Here is a 15,632-nt window from a genome sequence, read left to right as displayed (position 1 = left end):
GCCGTCGACCTCGCGGGGACCGCCCCGCCCGGCGTCGACGTCGTGCTGCCGTGCCTCGACGAGGCGCAGGGCCTCGCCTGGCTGCTGCCGCGGCTGCCCGCCGGGATGCGCGCCGTCGTCGTCGACAACGGGTCGACCGACGGGTCCGCGGACGTCGCGCGGGCGCACGGGGCGCTCGTCGTGCCCGCGCCCGTGCGTGGCTTCGGGGCGGCGTGCGACGCCGGGCTGCGCGCCGCCACGGCCGACGTCGTCGCGTTCTGCGACGCCGACGCGAGCCTCGATCCCGCCGACCTGCCCCGCGTCGTCGACCCCGTCGCCCGCGGCGACGCCGACCTCGTCCTCGGGCGCCGCCTGCCCGAGCCCGGCGCGTGGCCCTGGCACCTGCGCCTCGCCAACCGGGAGGTCGCGCGGCGCGCCCGCCGGCGCACCGGCGCCGACGTGCACGACCTCGGCCCGATGCGCGCCGCACGCCGCGAGGCTCTCCTCCGGCTCGACCTCGCGGACCGCCGCTCCGGGTACCCCCTCGAGATGCTCGTCGCCGCCGCCGACGCCGGATGGCGCGTCCACGAGGTCGGCGTGCCGTACCGGCCGCGCGTCGGACGCTCGAAGGTGACGGGCACCCCGCTCGGCGCGTGGCGTGCCGTGCGCGACATGTCGCGGGTGCTCGCGTCGTGACGGGCCGCGACCTGCCCGTCGAGCTGCCCGTCGACCTGCCCGTCGACCCGCCCCGCACGATCGTCGTGCTGGCCAAGGCCCCCGTGCCCGGCCGCGTGAAGACACGCCTCACGAGCCGGCTCACCCCCGAGCAGGCGGCCGACGTCGCCGCCGCGGCGCTCGCGGACACGTGCGAGGCGGTCGCGGCGCTGCCGGGGGAGCACGTGCTGGTGCTCGACGGCGTGCCCGGTCCGTGGGTGCCGCCCGGCTTCACCGTGCTCCCGCAGCGGCCCGGCGGCCTCGACCGCCGCCTGGCCGGGGCGTTCGGCGACGTGCTCGCGAGCCACCCCGGCCCGGCGCTCCTCGTGGGGATGGACACGCCGCAGCTCGGACCGCTGCTGCCGCGGGTCGACCTCGCGGGGCACGACGCCGTGCTCGGGCTCGCGCCCGACGGCGGCTACTGGGCCATCGGTCTGCGTGCCCCCGACCCGGCCCTCTTCCTCGACGTGCCGATGTCGGTGCCGACCACGGGTGCCGCGCAGCTCGCGCGGCTGCGCTCCCACGGCCTGAGCGTGGGCCTGCTGCCGCAGCTGCGGGACGTCGACGAGCCCGACGACGCCGAGGCCGTGGCGCGTGCGGCGCCCGGCACGCGGTTCGCGCGCCGGTGGCACGCCGCGGTGCGGGCCGGCGCGGTGCAGGCCGGCGCCGTGCAGGACGGTACGCGGCGGATCGCCTCATGACGGTGTCCGCCGCACGGCGGCACCACCCCGTCGTGCTCTACGAGGCCGCCCTCGGCGGCGTCCCCGTGATGGTGGAGCAGGAGGACGGGGCCCGCCCGCTCGACGTCGGCACGTGGGCAGCGCCCGCGACGGCGTCGGACGACGTGCTGCTCGCACGCTGCGTGGGTCCCGTGCTGGACGTCGGCTGCGGCCCCGGCCGGCTGGCCGCCGAGCTCGGCCGCCGCGGGGTGCCGTGCCTCGGGATCGACGTCTCGCGGGCGGCCGTGCGCCAGGCTCGGGACCGCGGCGCCGTCGCGCTGCGGCGCGCGGTCGAGGCGGCGCTGCCGGGGGAGGGACGCTGGGGGACCGTGCTGCTGGCGGACGGGAACATCGGCATCGGCGGCGACCCGTCCGCGCTGCTGCGGCGGTGTGCCGAGCTCGTGCGCCCGGCGGGCGGCGTCCTCGTCGAGACCGACCCCGACCGGGAGGCGTGCGACCTGTCGCCCGTCGTCCTGCGGGCCGCCGACGGGCGGCACAGCCACGCGATGCCGTGGGCCCGGCTGGGCGCCGACGCGCTGCGGGACGTGGCCGCCGGCGTCGGCCTCAGCGTGGCCGAGGAGTGGACGGCCGCCGGCCGGACCGCCGTCGTCCTCCGGAAGTCCGCGCCCCCGGGTCCCGACCTGCGCTGAGGAACGCGCCGGCCACGACCCCGGCGCCCACGACGAGCACCACGGTCGCGACGGCGGGCCACGGCTCGTGCGGCACCACCGACCAGTTCCGGCGGTCGGCCGCCCCGGCGAGCAGGGCGACCGACAGGACCGCGAGGGCGCCCGCCGCGAGCAGCCCGCCGCGCAGCGGGCCGCGCCACACCGCGGGGACGCGGGGGAGCACCAGCGCGCCGACCGCGACGGCCATGGGGGCGAGGACGGCGTCGTGCACCACCACCCCGCCGGCGAGCCAGGTGAGGGCGGACAGCCACTGGCCCTGCGGGACGGTGGACCACGCCGTCCACAGGCCGAAGCCGAGCAGCGCCGCGCCGGCCGCGACCAGCACCCGGCGCCAGGTGCGCACCGCCCGGTCCGCGCTCACGCCGCACCTCCCGCAGCACCGGCGGCGGAGAGCACCGTGATCCGCCCGACCCACTTGGTCTGCAGCACCCCGGGCCGGTTCGGCGCGACCACCCGCGCGGGGAAGCCGTGGTCGAGGTCCAGGTCCTCGCCGCCCAGGCGCAGCGCGAGGAGGGTGTCGTCCGACGCGATCCAGGCCGCGGGCAGCACCGACTCGCGGTACGACCCGCCCTCCTGCAGGCTCTCGACCCGCACGTCGTCACGGTCCGTGCCGCCGACGAGCTGCACGAGGTCGCGCACGCGCACCCCGCTCCACGTCGCGGTGGCGCTCCACCCCTCCACGCACGCGATCGGCACGACGGCGGTGGCCTGCGCGAGCGCGAGGAGGTCGGCGCGCGCCAGCTCGCGCGCGCCGCCCGGCCCGTCGAGCCGGAGCCGCCAGGCCGGGTCGGCCGCCGCGGTCTCCACCCCGGCGGACCGCGCCGTCTTGTTCACCGGCAGTCCCTGCGGCCCGACCCGCGGGTCGCGTGGCGCGAGGAGCGCGACCGGCGCGAGCGGGCGGACGGTCTGGCCGACGGTGAGCGCGACGACGCCCAGGGTCGTCACGGCCACGGCGGCGAGGAACCCGCGACGCGTGGTCGCGCCGTCCTCGTCCTGTCCCTCCTGCACCTCCGGCGCGTCCGGCTGTGGGGCGTCCTCGCCGACCGGCCGGCGCAAGGCGGCGACGATCACGGGCAGCTTGACGCCGACGTGCACGACCACCGAGCCCACGACCACCCAGGACGCCGCGTAGTGCACCGCGACGAAGCTGAACCGCCACGGGTACACCTGGAACACGTTGAGCACGCCGGTGACGATCTGGAAGGTGGTCGCCGCGACGAGCACCGCGACGGACGCGCGCTCGACCGCGTGCAGGGGCCCGCGCACCGGGGGCCGCTCGAACAGCCGCGGGTACGCCGCGTACAGCTTGGCGAGCAGCAGCGGCACGCACGCGAACCCGACGGCGACGTGCGTGCCCTGCGTGAGCCGGTACCCCCAGGACGGCGTCGGACCCCACGGCAGCGGCAGCCACGCCACGGGGTGCTGGGACAGGTGCGACACCAGCCCGGTGAGGAACAGGACGACGACGGCCGACCCCAGCAGGACGCCGACCCGCGCCACGACCCGCGGGTCGTGCACCGGCGAGCGGAAGTCGTCGGAACGGGGCGGCACGAGGCGGCGCGCCGGCTCGCCGGGAGGCGTCGGGCGGACCTCGGGGAAGGGCATGTCCCGAGCCTAGGAGCGGTTCTCCGGCCGGGACCTGACGGCTGTCTGACGCCCTTTCGTCAGCCGCCGACGGTCACCACGGCGACCGCAGCACGGTCGCCAGCGCGATCGCGGCGAGCCCTTGTGCGCCGCACCACCACCGCCACGACGCGAGCCGGGCCGGGTCGACGAGCGTGGCTGCGGCGGGAGCCACCCAGCACGCGAGCGGCAGCCAGATCCGCTCCACCTCGCCGCGCTCGAACCCCAGGACCGCGCCGAGCAGGGCGGAGGCGACGGCCACCAGGACCAGCGCGCGCGTCGCGGGGTCCAGCCGGCGTGCCCCCACGAGGCCGGCGGTCCCGGCGGGACCGACGAGGACCGCCAGCAGCACGACGTCCGCCAGGAGGAAGTAGAGGTACGGGCGGCCCGTGCCCGAGCCTGCCCCCCACTGCTCGTGCGTGGCCGCCAGCCCGTCCCACAGCCACAGCCCGGCGGCACCCCAGGCGAGGACGGTGGCGAGGACGACGGCGCCCGCGACGACCGTCGGCGCCCACCGCCGGGTGACGAACGGGACGACGAGCGCGACGACGCCCATGTGGAGCAGGCCGTAGGAGAGGAACGGGCACGCCCCCAGGAGCGCCCCCGCGCCGACTGCCGCCGTCCACCGGGCGCCGGGACGTGCCGTCGTCGACGCCACGGCGAGCGCCGCGACACCCCAGGCGAGGACGGCGGCGAAGAGCGCGTCCGCGCTGGTGGCGACCCACAGCGCGGCGGGCGCGAGCACGACCGCCGGAAGGGCGCGGCGGGCGGTGCCCTCGCCGGGGGCGCCACCCAGCCGGCGGAGCGTGATCGCGACCGCGACCACCGCGCCGGCACCGGCGGTGACGACGACGGCGGTGGCCCAGCCCGCGCCGGCGAGCCCGAGCCGGTCCAGCCCGGCGAGCAGGAGCACGAAGCCGGGCGGGTGCCCGCGCACGTGGATGGGCTGGTCGGGCAGTCGCGCGGTGAAGGTACGGACGAAGGCTGCCGGGTCCGCGGCGGCCGCCGGGACGGCGGGCAGGTACTCGTGCGGGCCCGCGAGGGGCGCGGCGAGGTCGTCCCACGACACCAGGGCGCCGAGCGCGAGGGCGAAGGCCAAGGCGCCACCACCGGCGGCGGCCAGCAGGGCGGGCCAGCGCAGGATCGTCGCGAGGCGCGGGCCGAACGCCACGACGGCCCCGGCGACCGCCACGGCGACGGCCGTGCCGACCCCGGCACGAACGTCCCAGTGTCCGACGAACGGTTCGGCGCCCGTGAGCAGCACGACGCCGTCCTGGCCGCGCAGCGCGTGCGCCCATGCCGCGAGCGCGCCCACCGCGGCGGCGAGCCCGGCCACGGTCAGGGCGGGCAGCACCCACGCGGCGCGCGGGCGGTCGGGCGCGTGCGGCACGCGGACCTCCTCGGGACGGCTGCTCCGACGCTACCGGCGCTGGTCTGCGGGGACCGGGTGCGGCGGGTCACCGGCACCTGACGGTGTGCTGACGGAGAGCGCCCTCCGGGACGGGTCCCGAGGTCGGCGTCGTCAGTGGCCGGCGCCGAGCCTGCCGGCCAGGCGGTCGAGCCGTTCGGTGCTGTCGGCGTTCAGCCCGCGGAACTCGACGACCTTCCCGTGCGCGGCGTACTTGTGCTGCACGGCGTCGAGGGCGGCGACGGTCGAGGCGTCCCACACGTGCGCGTTCGTCATGTCGATCACGACGCGGTGGGGGTCGGCGGTGTAGTCGAACTGGTAGACCAGGTCGTTCGAGGAGGCGAAGAAGAGCTCGCCGTCGACGGCGTAGACGCGTTCGTCGTCGGCGTCCTCGGCGTCGAGGCGGCGAACGGTGGTCAGGTGGGAGACCCGCTGGAGGAACAGGACCGCGGCGACGATCACACCGACGAGGACGCCGTAGGCGAGGTTGTGGGTGAGGACGGTGACGACGACGGTGGCGAGCATGACCGCCGTCTCGGACTTGGGCATCCGCCGCAGGGTGGACGGCTTGATGGAGTGCCAGTCGAAGGTGCCGACGGACACCATGATCATCACGGCGACCAGGGCGGCCATCGGGATGATCGCGACGACGTCGCCGAGCCCGACGACGAGGGCGAGCAGGAAGGCGCCGGCGAGGAAGGTCGACAGGCGGGTCCGGGCGCCCGAGGCCTTCACGTTGATCATGGTCTGGCCGATCATGGCGCAGCCGCCCATGCCGCCGAAGAAGCCGGTGACGAGGTTGGCCACGCCCTGGCCCCACGTCTCGCGGGTCTTGTCGGAGTGGGTGTCGGTGATGTCGTCGACCAGCTTGGCGGTCAGGAGCGACTCGATGATCCCGACGAGGGCCATCGCGAGGGCGAACGGCGCGATGATCCGCAGGGTCTCGAGGTTGAGGGGCACGTCGGGCAGGAGCAGCGAGGGCAGCGACTCGGGCAGCTGGCCCTCGTCCCCGACGGTCGGGACGTTGATCGCCGCGAGCACGGTGGCGGCCGTCAGGAGCACGATCGCGACGAGGGGTGCCGGGATGATCGTGGTCCAGCGCGGCAGCAGCACCATGACGATCAGGCCGACGACCACGAGGCCGTAGATGAGCCAGCGGTTGTCGGCGGAGACCTTGTCGCCGAACAGGTGCGGCAGCTGCGCGGTGAAGATGAGGATCGCGAGCGCGTTGACGAAGCCGACCATGACGGAGCGCGGGATGAAGCGCATGAGCCTGGCGACCCCGACCAGGCCGAGGACGATCTGGAACACCCCGGCGAGGATCACCGTCGCGACGAGGTAGTCCGTGCCGTGCTCGCGCACCACGGGGGCGACGACGAGCGCGACCGCGCCGGTGGCGGCGGAGATCATGGCGGGCCGGCCGCCGACGAACGAGATGGTGACCGCCATCGTGAAGGCCGCGAAAAGGCCGATGCGCGGGTCGACGCCCGCGATGATCGAGAAGGCGATCGCCTCGGGGATCAGCGCGAGGGCGACGACGAGTCCCGCCAGGACCTCCGTGCGCAGCGTCCGGGCGGAGCTGAACGCGGCCCGGAACGACCCGGACGCCGTCGCCTCGGGCGCTCCGGCGGCGGGGGCCGGTCGCGGGGCGGGCGGGGGCACGGGGGTGCGGGGAGCGTCGGGCACGCGGGATTCCTTCGGGACTGCGAGGTGGGGGAGGGCGTCGGCGGAAGGCTCGGACGCGACAGCAACTCTAACCTGACGTGAGGGTAGAGTTCACCTGCCCGCATCGGGGACAATCGGGACCCATGGACGGGCGAAGCGACGACACCACCGGGACGACGGCGGGCACGATGCACATCGGTGCCGTCGCCGAGCGGACGGGCCTGTCCCTGCGGACCCTCCGGCACTATGACGACGTCGGCCTCCTGCGCCCGTCCGGGCGCACGGACGGCGGGTTCCGGCTCTACACCGAGCGTGACGTCGAGCGGCTCCTCGTCGTCCGGCGGATGAAGCCGCTCGGGTTCACCCTCGAGGAGATGAGCGACCTGCTCGACCTCGTCGACCGTCTCGACGCCGCGGACGGGTCGGACGTCGACGACCTCGACGAGACGCGCACCCGGCTCGCGGACTACGTCGCCCGGGCGGAGGAGCGGCGCGCCGACCTCGCGCGCAAGCTCGACATGGCTGACGAGTTCATCGGCCTCCTGCGGTCCCGCCGGCGCTGACCCCGCGGTTGTCCAGCCCGCGGCGAGGACGATCGTGCCTCGCACCCGCCCGGGACTCGCCCACCGGGTGAGGTCAGGTTCAGGCAGCGGCCTGCTCGAGGGTCGCCGCGGCCCGTTCCGGGCTGCCCTGGGCGAGCCCGCGCTCGATGGCGCCGCGGGTCGCGGCGAGCAGCACGAGGCCGACGAGGCACACGACCACCTCGGTCACGGTGAGCGCCCAGATGATGCCGGGCAGCCCGAACCAGAGGTTGCCGAGGATGACGACGGGGATGAACAGCACCCCCTGGGACACGGACATGACGATGGCGGGCACCGCGCGCCCGGTCGCCTGGAAGAGCGACGTGACCAGGCCGGCGAAGGCGTTGGCGATCATGGCCACGAGCTGCGCGGTGAGGATGGTGGCGCCGATCGTCAGGACGGCGGGGTCGGCGACGAACACCGAGAAGACCTGGTCGCGCAGCAGGAACACCGTGACGGCGAACAGCAGCCCGACGCCGCCCACGGTGAGCGTGGACACGCGAAGTGCCGCGGCGAGACGGCCGCGGTCGCCCTTGCCGTACGAGTAGGCGAGGAGCGGCAGCACGCCGAGGGTCACGCCCATCAGCAGGAACTCGGGCACCTGCGCGATGCGGACGGCGACCCCCATCGCGGCGAGCGGGCCGTCCCCGTACGCCGCGGCGAGGTTGTCGAGCACCAGCGCGGTGACGATGAGGAACGACGCCTGCAGCAGCTCGCCGACCCCGACGCCGAAGACGGGCTTGAGCACGGCGGGGGAGAGGGTGAACCAGCGGGGCGCGAGGCTCATGTGCTCGCTGCGCCGCGTGAGCCACAGGGCGAAGTAGGCGACGACGGCGAGGTTCGACAGTCCGGTGGCCAGCGCGACGCCCGCCACGCCCCGGTGCAGGACGAGGACGAGCACGACGTCGAGCAGCAGGTTCGCGACCGTGGACGCGACGAGCCCGATCATCACCTGGCGTGCGGCGCCTTCCGCGCGGACGAGCTGCTCGAGGCAGAACGCGGCCGTGAGGACGGGCACGAAGGCCAGCATGACGGCGACGTACGTGGTGGTCGCCGCCGCCGTGGCCGCGTCCGCGCCGAGGAGCGTGACGAGAGGCTGGAGGAAGATGAGCCCGGCGGCGCCGAGCAGCGCGCCGGCGGCGACCGCGCCCCAGAGGGCGAACGACGAGACGTGCCGGATCTGCCGCGCCTGGGCGGGGTCCTGCTCGGCCGCGCCCAGCAGCCGCGAGACGAGCGCACCGCCGCCGACGCCGAACACCCCACCGACGGCCATGACGAGACCGAGGATCGGTGTGCCGAGCGTGACCGCCGCGAGCAGGGCGTTGTCGTGGAGCGAGCCGATGAAGCCGGCGTTGATGACGTTGTAGACGGCTCCGACGATCATCGCTGCGGCCATCGGCACGCACAGGTGCACCAGGGCGCGGACGATGGGGGCCGAGGCGAGGTACCAGCGGTCGGTGCCGACGCTGTCGGCGGCCGCGTCCTTCTGGTCGGGACCGGTGGCGGGGGTGGGGTTCGGGAGGTCGGTGGTGCTCATGGCTGCTCCTTTCCGGGCAGGCTCGAGCGCACGCCGACGACACGTCGGCGCGGAGGCAGGGGAAAGTAGGGCGACGTCCGAAGACGTGGGGTGGGGCGTGCGTCCCGGACGCGCCGGAGCGCCGGCGGGTCAGTCCCGGGTGGGCGGAGGCAGCTCCGCGACGACCTTGGTCAGGAGGGATCGCAGGGTGTCGCGCTCGGTGGTGTCCAGGGGGGCGAGGATCGTCTCGTCCACGGCGGCGATCGCGTCGGTGAAGCCCGCGATGAGCGCGGCACCCTCGGCGGTGGTGTGGACGCGCTTGACGCGCGCGTTGCCGGGCTCGGGCCGGCGTTCGACGAGGCCGCGGCGCTCGAGACCCTGCAGGAGGCTCGTGACGCTCGCGGCGCTCGTGCGGCTGACCTCGGCGACGTCGCGCTGGATCGCGCCGGGGTTCTGGACCAGGTAGCCGAGCACGAACGACTGCTCGTGGCTGAGCCCGCGCTCACGGATCCATTCCTCGGCGGCCTTGCGCTGCGCCCAGCCGATCCAGCGGACGAGCTCGAGGCTGGAGGTGGGCACGGGCTGCTCGGTCATGATGAGAACTCTAACCGTTAGAAATCTAAGTGTCAACGACGCCGACGGCCGTCAGTGCCGCACCGCGTCGTCGAGGGCCGGAGCGAGCTCGGGCCAGCGGAACTCGAAGCCGGACTCCTGGAGCCGTGCGGGCAGCACCCACCGGCTCTTGAGCACCAGCTCGGACTCGTTGCGCAGCACCCACATCGCGGGCTCCAGCAGCCAGCGCGGCGCGGGGATCCCGACCGGCATGCGGACGGTCCGGCGCAGCTGGGCCATGAAGGTGCGGTTGTCCACGGGGTGCGGCGCCGCGACGTTGACCGGGCCGGACAGGCCGCTCTCGTCGATGAACCGGACCGCGCGGAGCACGTCGTCGACGTGCACCCACGAGAACATCTGCCGGCCGTGGCTGTGGTGGGTAGGCGCCGGCCCGCCGGTGGGGTGGTCACCGATGCCGCGGTAGCGACGGTGCCCGAACCAGCGCCCGTCGATCTGCGGCCCCCCGGCACCGAGCCGGGCGACGCGCGCGAGCAGGTCGGACGCCGGTCCGCCCAGCACGATCGCCATGCGCAGGGCCACGCGCCGGGTGGCGGGCAGGTCGCCGTCGAAGAAGGCGTCCTCCCAGCTGCGCGCGACGTCGACGGAGAACCCTGTGCCGAGCTCGCCGTCGTCCTCGGTCTGCGGGCGGTCGAGGGCGTAGCGGTAGATGGTCGCCGTGCTGGCGTTGAGCCAGAGCCGCGGAGGACGGGCCGCGCGGGTGACGGCGTCGTGGAGCGCTCGGGTGGTCGCCACCCGCGAGCGCAGGATCTCGTCCCGGTTCGCGTCGGTGTAGCGGCACCCGACGCTCTTGCCGGCCAGGTTCACCAGCAGGTCTGCCCCGTCGACGACGCGCGCCAGGGCGTCGTCATCGTCCCACCGCGCGTCCGGCCCGTCCCGCCCCACGCGCAGGACGTCGTACCCCTGCTGGACGAGGTCGCCCGCGAGCGCGGTGCCGAGGAAGCCGCTCGCCCCGGTGATGACGGCGCGCCGGCGCTCGGGGGAGGGGGAGGAGGGCGTCATGGAGGGAGCTCCCTGTCGGGCGAGTCAGTCGGGCGAGTTCGTCGGGCGGGTTCGTCGTCGACCCTCGCCCGGCGACCGAGCTCGACTCGGCCTGCGCGTGGGTCACGTGCTGGTCGTCGATCCAAGCAGAAGCCGGCGCCCAAGGCACCAGGGACGCGGAGGGGGACCCGGGCCGGGCCGGGCCAGGTCGGCGTCGGGCCTCCGGGTCAGGCGGCCGGCCGCGGGGGAGCCAGCGAGACGAGACCGGCCACGAGCGCCACTGCGGCGGCGAACCAGTAACCGGCGGAGAACGTGTCGAAGCCGGGGGTCACGAGAGCGGCGGCGGCGATGCTCGAGACAGCGGAGACGCCGGTCGCCGCACCGAACTCGTGGAAGGTGCTCAGCAGGCCGGAGCCCACGCCGGCCTCCTGCGGCTGTACGGCGGAGAAGAGGCTCCCGGCCGCCGCGACGAACACGGCTCCGACACCGAGCCCGGCGACGCTCGTCCCCACGACCAGGACCGTCATCGAGAAGATCCCGGCGGCGGCGGCCAACCCGGTCGCGGCGACGAGGAGCCCGGCGACCGAGACCGTGCGCACGCCGTGCCGCGGCAGCACCCGGCCGGCCAGCTGGGACCCCAGGATCGTGCCGAGCGCGACGGGCAGGAACGACAGCCCCGTCTCGAGCGGGCTGAACCCGTGCAGCTGCTGCAGGGCGAAGGAGCCGAGGAAGAACACCGAGATCATCAGCGCGGTCGCGACGAAGATCAGGCCGAGGCCTCGCGCCACGGGTCGTCGGGTGGGCAGGGCCGGGTCCAGGAGCGGTGCGGCGGCGGTGCGCAGGCGCAGCACGAGCAGCGTGTAGCCGACGGCCCCACCGGCGAGCGCGCCCAGGGTGGGGCCGCTGAGCCAGCCGTGGTCTCCGGCCGCGACGAGGCCGTAGACGACGGACGCGGTCGCGAGCGTGGCGAGGGCGGCGGCCGGCACGTCGAGACGGCCGCCCGAGCCGGGCCACGGGCGCACCGTGCGGTGCAGGGCGAGGAGCAGGGCGGCCCCGACGGGGACGTTGACGTAGAAGACCCAGGGCCACCCCGGGCCCGACGTGAGCAGGCCGCCCACGAGGACGCCGACCGCGGCCCCGGCGCCGCCGAGGGCGGACCAGACACCGAGCGCGCGGGAGAGCTCGGCCCCGCTGAAGGTGCGCACGATGACCGACAGCGCCGCGGGCGACATCGCCGCCGCGCCGACGCCCTGGAGCGCGCGGGCGAGCAGCAGGGTCTCCGCCGTGCCGGCGAGCCCGGCGAGCAGGGAGGCGGCGGTGAACAGCGCCAGCCCGGCGAGCACCACGCGACGCGGGCCGACGACGTCGGCCGTCTTGCCGCCGAGCAGCATGAGGCCGCCGAAGACCAGCGCGTACACGCTCGCCACCCAGGTCAGGCCGGCGCGGTCGAGGCCGAGGTCGGCGCCCATGTCGGGCAGGGCGATGGCGACGACCGTGACGTCGACGATGAGCATGAGCTGGGCGACGCCCAGCAGGCCGAGGATGTGCCAGCGCCGGGGATCGGGCGCGGCGGACGGGCCTGGGGTGGTGGTCTCCGGAGCGGTCATGGCGTCGACCCTCTCGCTAACTCGAACACGGGTGTTCAAGTAAGTTAACTCGAACATGCCTGTTCGACAAGAGGTGCGCACGTGTCGCGCGGGGCGAACGGCGCGGTGAGGTCAGGCGGCGAGGGCGGCCAGGGTCGTGTCGCGGACGAGCGCCGGGGCCTGGTCGGCGGTGATCTCGCCGCGGTGCACCGCGGCGGAGGCGCCATGGAGGATCGCCTGGATCACGCTGAGCTGCCAGTCGACCGGCATGTCGTCGCGCAGTGCCCCGGCGGCGCGGCCGCGCTCGAGCACGCGGCGCACCCGTGCGGCGGGCTCCTCGTGGGCACGGTGCATCCCCTCGGGCGGCAGTGCCTGCGTCGCGGCGACCACGAGCGCGCCGTACCGGTGGGTCAGGTGCCAGGTCACCTCCAGCAGGCGGCCGAGCGCCTCCCGCGGGTCGCCGTCGAGGTCCACCCGCGCGAGCTCCTCGTCGGTCCGGGCGATGGCGCGGTCCGCGACCTCCCGCACGAGCGTCGCCCGGGAGTCGAAGTGGCCGTACAGGGTGACGCGACCGACACCGGCGGCCCGGGCGATCTCGTTGACGCTCGCCTCCGGGTCGGTCGCCAGCAGCCGTGTGGCCGCCGCGACGATCGCCTCGATGTTGCGGACGGCGTCGGCCCGCCGGGTGCGGTCCGGAGCGGGGGTGGGCGTCGTCGGCGTCGTGGCCACCGGGTACCTCCAAGCTGGACGGAGGCGTCCAGGTTAGCGCCGCGACGCTCGTCCGGGGGTCGTCGCATCGACCGGGCCCTTGTCCTTAACTCGAACTCGTGTGTACGGTTTAGCGATCAGGGATCGCGAGGTCCAGGACGCCGTCGTCCGCGGCGCCGGGCGGCGGCCGCCACGTCGGCGAGCGGGAGCGGGAAGACCATGACCCAGGACCAGGTGCACGGGTCGTCGAGCACCGAGGGTGCCCGCCGCTCGCTCTTCGCCAGGCTGTGGCCCGCGGCGCTCGGCGTCCTGGTCGCCGCCGGCACGACGGTAGGGCTCGCTGACGCGCGCGACGCGGTCCCCGTGCTCGCGGCATCCGGCCTCGTCTACGTCGCGGCGGCGGCGCTCGCGCGCCCCGGTGCGGCCTGGGTGGCGTTCGGGGTGTCCTTCGTGCTGATCGGCGTCGCGAAGGTCACCGACCTGGACCCGACGGTGTGGATGATCGCCCTCGCCGTGGTGCTGGCGGTCATCGGGCTCGCGCGCGGCCGGGTCCGGCCGCCATGGTCGCTGCCGCTGCAGTCCACGGCGATGGTGGTGCTCGCCGCCGTCGCTCTGCTCGCCGTCCGCGCGGACGCCCTGGGTGGCGGCTTGCTCGTGGCGGCGGGCCTGCTCGCGCACGCGGCCTGGGACGCCTACCACCACCGCACCGGGCGCGTGGTCGGGAACACGATGGCGGAGTTCTGCGGCGTGCTCGACGTGCTCCTGGCGGTGACGCTCGTCGTCCTCGTGGTGACGGCGCGAGGGGGTACGTGAGGGGCTACAGCTCGACCTCGACCTCGCGGCGGACGTCGCGCTCGGGTTCGAGCACGAAGAGCCGCGACACGACGGCGCGGTAGAGGCGCATCTCGGAGGGCGCGACGACGCGCTCCACCGGCCAGGAGCCCAGACCCTCGGCGCGGGACCGGCGGTCGAAGACGGCGAGGCATCGCGCCCGCTCGGCCGCCGGCACCTCGCCTGCCGTGGCCTCCGCGTACACCGCGCGCGTGCGCCCGTCGACGGGCACGGGGGTCTCGAAGACCACCAGCCCCACCGTCGGACGCGACCCGAGGTTGGCCGAGTGCCGGGTCGTCGCCCGGGAGACCCAGACCAGCTCCCGCCCCTCCCGGGCGTACCAGACCGGCGTGGGCCACGGGCGCCCGTCGACATCCGCGGACGCCAGGACCAGGTAGCGGCCGTCGTCGAGGACGCGGCGCGCCAGCGCGGCGTCGTCCTGCGGTCCGGCATCGTCGGTGCGCGCCATCACGGCCTCCTTGCCGTCCGTCCCTGAGCGTCTCTGGGCGTCTCTGGGCGTCATCGCCCATGCTGGCACGCGTCCGCCCCGTCAGCGCCGCAAGGCGGAGAGGACGTCGTCGTAGTGCGCGTTCTCCATGACACCGAGCACGTTGCCGAACGGGTCGACGACGGCCGCGGTGACGAAGCCCGGCCCGCGCTCGACCGGCTCCTCGTAGGGGGCGGCGCCGAGCTCCAGCAGCCGTGCGTGGGCGGCGCGCGCGTCGTCGACCGCCCAGTAGGCGACCGCACCCCCGGCGTGGTCCGGCTGCGGGGGAGCGAAGCGCCGGTCCATGAGGCCGAGCTCGTGCTGGTAGTCGCCGAGGCGGAACTCGGCGTAGGCGAGCGTTCCCCCGGCGTCCCGGGCGAAGTAGGCCTCGGTGCCGAGCACCTCGGCGTACCAGTCGCGAGCCGCCGCGACGTCGTCGGCGAGGTAGGTGATGGTCGTCAGTCCGCGCAGCATGTCGGCTCCTCGGTCGGTGCTCATCAGGCCGGTCGACCCGATGAGCACCACTCTGGTCGTCAAAGTGCTCATCCTCTGACCACTTTTCGTGGCAGTCTCGGACGATGCGCGCCGACCGGCTCATCCAGGTCCTGCTCCACCTGCAGTCGCGCCCCCGCGTGACGGCGGCCGAGCTCGCCGAGGCCCTCGAGGTCTCGGTCGCGACCGCACGCCGGGACCTGGAGGCCCTGTCTGCCGCGGAGGTGCCGGTCTACCCGCAGCCGGGGCGCGGCGGCGGATGGTCGCTGCTCGGCGGCGCGCGCACCGACCTCAGCGGTCTCACTGCCCCCGAGGCCCGCGCCCTGTTCCTGCTCGCCGGACCGGGTGCCAGGTCCTCCGGCGACGCACGAGCCGCCCTGCGCAAGCTGGTCCGCGCGCTGCCCGCCACCTTCCGTGCCGAGGCGGAGGCGGCCGCCGCGGCCGTCGTCGTCGACCCCGAACGGTGGAGCGCGGCCGGCCAGACCCGGCCGCCCGAGGTGGACGACCTGCAGCGCGCCGTCGTCGAGCGGCGGCAGGTGCGGCTCGACTACACGGGCGCGACCGGCCGGTCCTCCCGGCGTGTCGTCGACCCCTGGGGGCTCGTCGACAAGGACGGGACCTGGTACCTCGTCGCGGGCACGGAGCGCGGGCCGCTCACGTACCGGGTCGACCGCGTCCGCGCGGTCGAGGTCACGGGCGACCCGGCATCGGTGCCCGAGGGCCTCGACCTGCAGGCCGAGTGGCGGCGCGTCGTGCACGAGGTCGAGGAACGGCGCTCCGCGACATGGGCGACCGTGCTCGTCGCCCCCGAGCACGTCGACGTGCTGCGCGCCCAGTTCGGGCGGCACGTCGAGGAGGACGAGGGCGGCGACCCGCACGACGGCCGGGTCCGGGCGCGGGTCGCCGCGCCCACGCCCCTGGACGTCGCACGGCATCTGGCCGGCTGGGGCGCGCAGGCACGCGTCGTGAGCCCGCCCGAGGTGCGCGCCGAGCTCGCTCGCCTGGGACGAGAGCTGGTGCGGG

Annotated in this window: 17 protein-coding genes; 6 read left to right on the top strand and 11 right to left on the bottom strand. The window is 75.5% G+C overall.

The features are described from left to right. Positions 1 to 42: 42 nt before the first annotated feature. From ACFT55_RS00085 to ACFT55_RS00075, 3 genes are read left to right on the top strand one after another with little or no spacing between them, the layout of a single operon-like run. On the top strand, positions 43 to 675 hold the full coding sequence (locus tag ACFT55_RS00085; protein ID WP_380240365.1) for a glycosyltransferase family 2 protein: 633 nt from the start codon (positions 43 to 45) through the stop codon (positions 673 to 675). Then, complete coding sequence (locus tag ACFT55_RS00080; protein ID WP_380240169.1) at positions 672 to 1,394, top strand: DUF2064 domain-containing protein; 723 nt, start codon at positions 672 to 674, stop codon at positions 1,392 to 1,394. Before ACFT55_RS00085 ends, ACFT55_RS00080 begins: the two co-directional genes overlap by 4 nt. Continuing rightward, the gene (locus ACFT55_RS00075) at positions 1,391 to 2,062 is read left to right on the top strand and encodes a class I SAM-dependent methyltransferase (protein ID WP_380240167.1); all 672 of its coding nucleotides are present in this window, start codon (positions 1,391 to 1,393) and stop codon (positions 2,060 to 2,062) included. The genes ACFT55_RS00080 and ACFT55_RS00075 overlap by 4 nt, the downstream gene beginning before the upstream one ends. Here the strand turns inward: ACFT55_RS00075 and ACFT55_RS00070 are convergent. From ACFT55_RS00070 to ACFT55_RS00055, 4 genes are all read right to left on the bottom strand, one after another. Beyond that, positions 1,977 to 2,462 (bottom strand): hypothetical protein, encoded by a 486-nt coding sequence (locus ACFT55_RS00070; protein WP_380240165.1) that lies wholly within the window; start codon positions 2,460 to 2,462, stop codon positions 1,977 to 1,979. The genes ACFT55_RS00075 and ACFT55_RS00070 overlap by 86 nt on opposite strands. Continuing rightward, positions 2,459 to 3,706 carry a molybdopterin-dependent oxidoreductase gene (locus ACFT55_RS00065; RefSeq protein ID WP_380240163.1) on the bottom strand — a complete coding sequence of 416 codons (1,248 nt, stop codon included), beginning with the start codon at positions 3,704 to 3,706 and terminating at the stop codon, positions 2,459 to 2,461. Before ACFT55_RS00065 ends, ACFT55_RS00070 begins: the two co-directional genes overlap by 4 nt. A 73-nt stretch (positions 3,707 to 3,779) precedes the next feature. Then, entirely contained in the window at positions 3,780 to 5,114 is a 1,335-nt protein-coding gene (locus tag ACFT55_RS00060) for a hypothetical protein (protein ID WP_380240161.1), read from the bottom strand. 132 nt (positions 5,115 to 5,246) lie between these two features. Next, positions 5,247 to 6,818, bottom strand: a complete 1,572-nt coding sequence (locus ACFT55_RS00055) for a SulP family inorganic anion transporter (RefSeq protein ID WP_380240159.1) — start codon at positions 6,816 to 6,818, stop codon at positions 5,247 to 5,249. 122 nt (positions 6,819 to 6,940) lie between these two features. On the opposite strand from ACFT55_RS00055, the gene ACFT55_RS00050 reads away from it, so the two are divergent. Continuing rightward, positions 6,941 to 7,360, top strand: coding sequence for a MerR family transcriptional regulator (locus tag ACFT55_RS00050; RefSeq protein WP_380240157.1), 420 nt, complete (start codon positions 6,941 to 6,943; stop codon positions 7,358 to 7,360). A gap of 79 nt (positions 7,361 to 7,439) precedes the next feature. Here ACFT55_RS00050 and ACFT55_RS00045 read toward each other — a convergent pair whose 3' ends face one another. The 5 genes from ACFT55_RS00045 to ACFT55_RS00025 form a co-directional block, all read right to left on the bottom strand. Beyond that, on the bottom strand, positions 7,440 to 8,915 hold the full coding sequence (locus ACFT55_RS00045) for an MATE family efflux transporter (RefSeq protein ID WP_380240155.1): 1,476 nt from the start codon (positions 8,913 to 8,915) through the stop codon (positions 7,440 to 7,442). Between the two features lie 129 nt (positions 8,916 to 9,044). After that, entirely contained in the window at positions 9,045 to 9,488 is a 444-nt protein-coding gene (locus ACFT55_RS00040; RefSeq protein WP_380240153.1) for a MarR family winged helix-turn-helix transcriptional regulator, read from the bottom strand. Positions 9,489 to 9,539: 51 nt separating this feature from the next. Beyond that, a complete protein-coding gene (locus tag ACFT55_RS00035) occupies positions 9,540 to 10,526 on the bottom strand; it encodes an epimerase (protein ID WP_380240151.1) in 987 nt (328 codons plus the stop codon). A gap of 206 nt (positions 10,527 to 10,732) precedes the next feature. Then, on the bottom strand, positions 10,733 to 12,112 hold the full coding sequence (locus ACFT55_RS00030; protein ID WP_380240149.1) for an MFS transporter: 1,380 nt from the start codon (positions 12,110 to 12,112) through the stop codon (positions 10,733 to 10,735). Positions 12,113 to 12,223: 111 nt separating this feature from the next. Then, positions 12,224 to 12,820 carry a TetR/AcrR family transcriptional regulator gene (locus ACFT55_RS00025; RefSeq protein WP_380240147.1) on the bottom strand — a complete coding sequence of 199 codons (597 nt, stop codon included), beginning with the start codon at positions 12,818 to 12,820 and terminating at the stop codon, positions 12,224 to 12,226. A 198-nt stretch (positions 12,821 to 13,018) separates the two neighbouring features. Here ACFT55_RS00025 and ACFT55_RS00020 point away from each other — a divergent pair, with 198 nt between their 5' ends. Further along, positions 13,019 to 13,612 (top strand): hypothetical protein, encoded by a 594-nt coding sequence (locus ACFT55_RS00020; protein ID WP_380240145.1) that lies wholly within the window; start codon positions 13,019 to 13,021, stop codon positions 13,610 to 13,612. 4 nt (positions 13,613 to 13,616) lie between these two features. On the opposite strand, the gene ACFT55_RS00015 is transcribed toward ACFT55_RS00020, so the two are convergent. Next, positions 13,617 to 14,099 (bottom strand): pyridoxamine 5'-phosphate oxidase family protein, encoded by a 483-nt coding sequence (locus tag ACFT55_RS00015; protein WP_380240143.1) that lies wholly within the window; start codon positions 14,097 to 14,099, stop codon positions 13,617 to 13,619. 81 nt (positions 14,100 to 14,180) lie between these two features. Then, positions 14,181 to 14,663 carry a VOC family protein gene (locus ACFT55_RS00010; RefSeq protein WP_380240141.1) on the bottom strand — a complete coding sequence of 161 codons (483 nt, stop codon included), beginning with the start codon at positions 14,661 to 14,663 and terminating at the stop codon, positions 14,181 to 14,183. Positions 14,664 to 14,695: 32 nt separating this feature from the next. Here ACFT55_RS00010 and ACFT55_RS00005 point away from each other — a divergent pair. Then, positions 14,696 to 15,632, top strand: a 937-nt coding sequence (locus ACFT55_RS00005; RefSeq protein WP_380240139.1) for a helix-turn-helix transcriptional regulator, incomplete at its 3' end; no start/stop codon positions are given.

Origin of the sequence: Isoptericola sp. NPDC057191, from assembly GCF_042670225.1 — a bacterium.
Lineage (GTDB): Bacteria > Actinomycetota > Actinomycetes > Actinomycetales > Cellulomonadaceae > Isoptericola.
The sequence above is the reverse complement of the archived record's forward strand: the minus strand, read 5'-3'. Positions and strand labels throughout refer to the sequence as shown.

What these genes read in the sequence shown, in the direction of transcription:
- ACFT55_RS00010 (WP_380240141.1), bottom strand. Translation starts at nt 14,663, where the DNA reads ATGAGCACTTTGACGACCAGAGTGGTGCTCATCGGGTCGACCGGCCTG.
- ACFT55_RS00045 (WP_380240155.1), bottom strand. Translation starts at nt 8,915, where the DNA reads ATGAGCACCACCGACCTCCCGAACCCCACCCCCGCCACCGGTCCCGAC.
- ACFT55_RS00020 (WP_380240145.1), top strand. Translation starts at nt 13,019, where the DNA reads ATGACCCAGGACCAGGTGCACGGGTCGTCGAGCACCGAGGGTGCCCGC.
- ACFT55_RS00040 (WP_380240153.1), bottom strand. Translation starts at nt 9,488, where the DNA reads ATGACCGAGCAGCCCGTGCCCACCTCCAGCCTCGAGCTCGTCCGCTGG.
- ACFT55_RS00015 (WP_380240143.1), bottom strand. Translation starts at nt 14,099, where the DNA reads ATGGCGCGCACCGACGATGCCGGACCGCAGGACGACGCCGCGCTGGCG.
- ACFT55_RS00035 (WP_380240151.1), bottom strand. Translation starts at nt 10,526, where the DNA reads ATGACGCCCTCCTCCCCCTCCCCCGAGCGCCGGCGCGCCGTCATCACC.
- ACFT55_RS00065 (WP_380240163.1), bottom strand. Translation starts at nt 3,706, where the DNA reads ATGCCCTTCCCCGAGGTCCGCCCGACGCCTCCCGGCGAGCCGGCGCGC.
- ACFT55_RS00050 (WP_380240157.1), top strand. Translation starts at nt 6,941, where the DNA reads ATGGACGGGCGAAGCGACGACACCACCGGGACGACGGCGGGCACGATG.
- ACFT55_RS00075 (WP_380240167.1), top strand. Translation starts at nt 1,391, where the DNA reads ATGACGGTGTCCGCCGCACGGCGGCACCACCCCGTCGTGCTCTACGAG.
- ACFT55_RS00030 (WP_380240149.1), bottom strand. Translation starts at nt 12,112, where the DNA reads ATGACCGCTCCGGAGACCACCACCCCAGGCCCGTCCGCCGCGCCCGAT.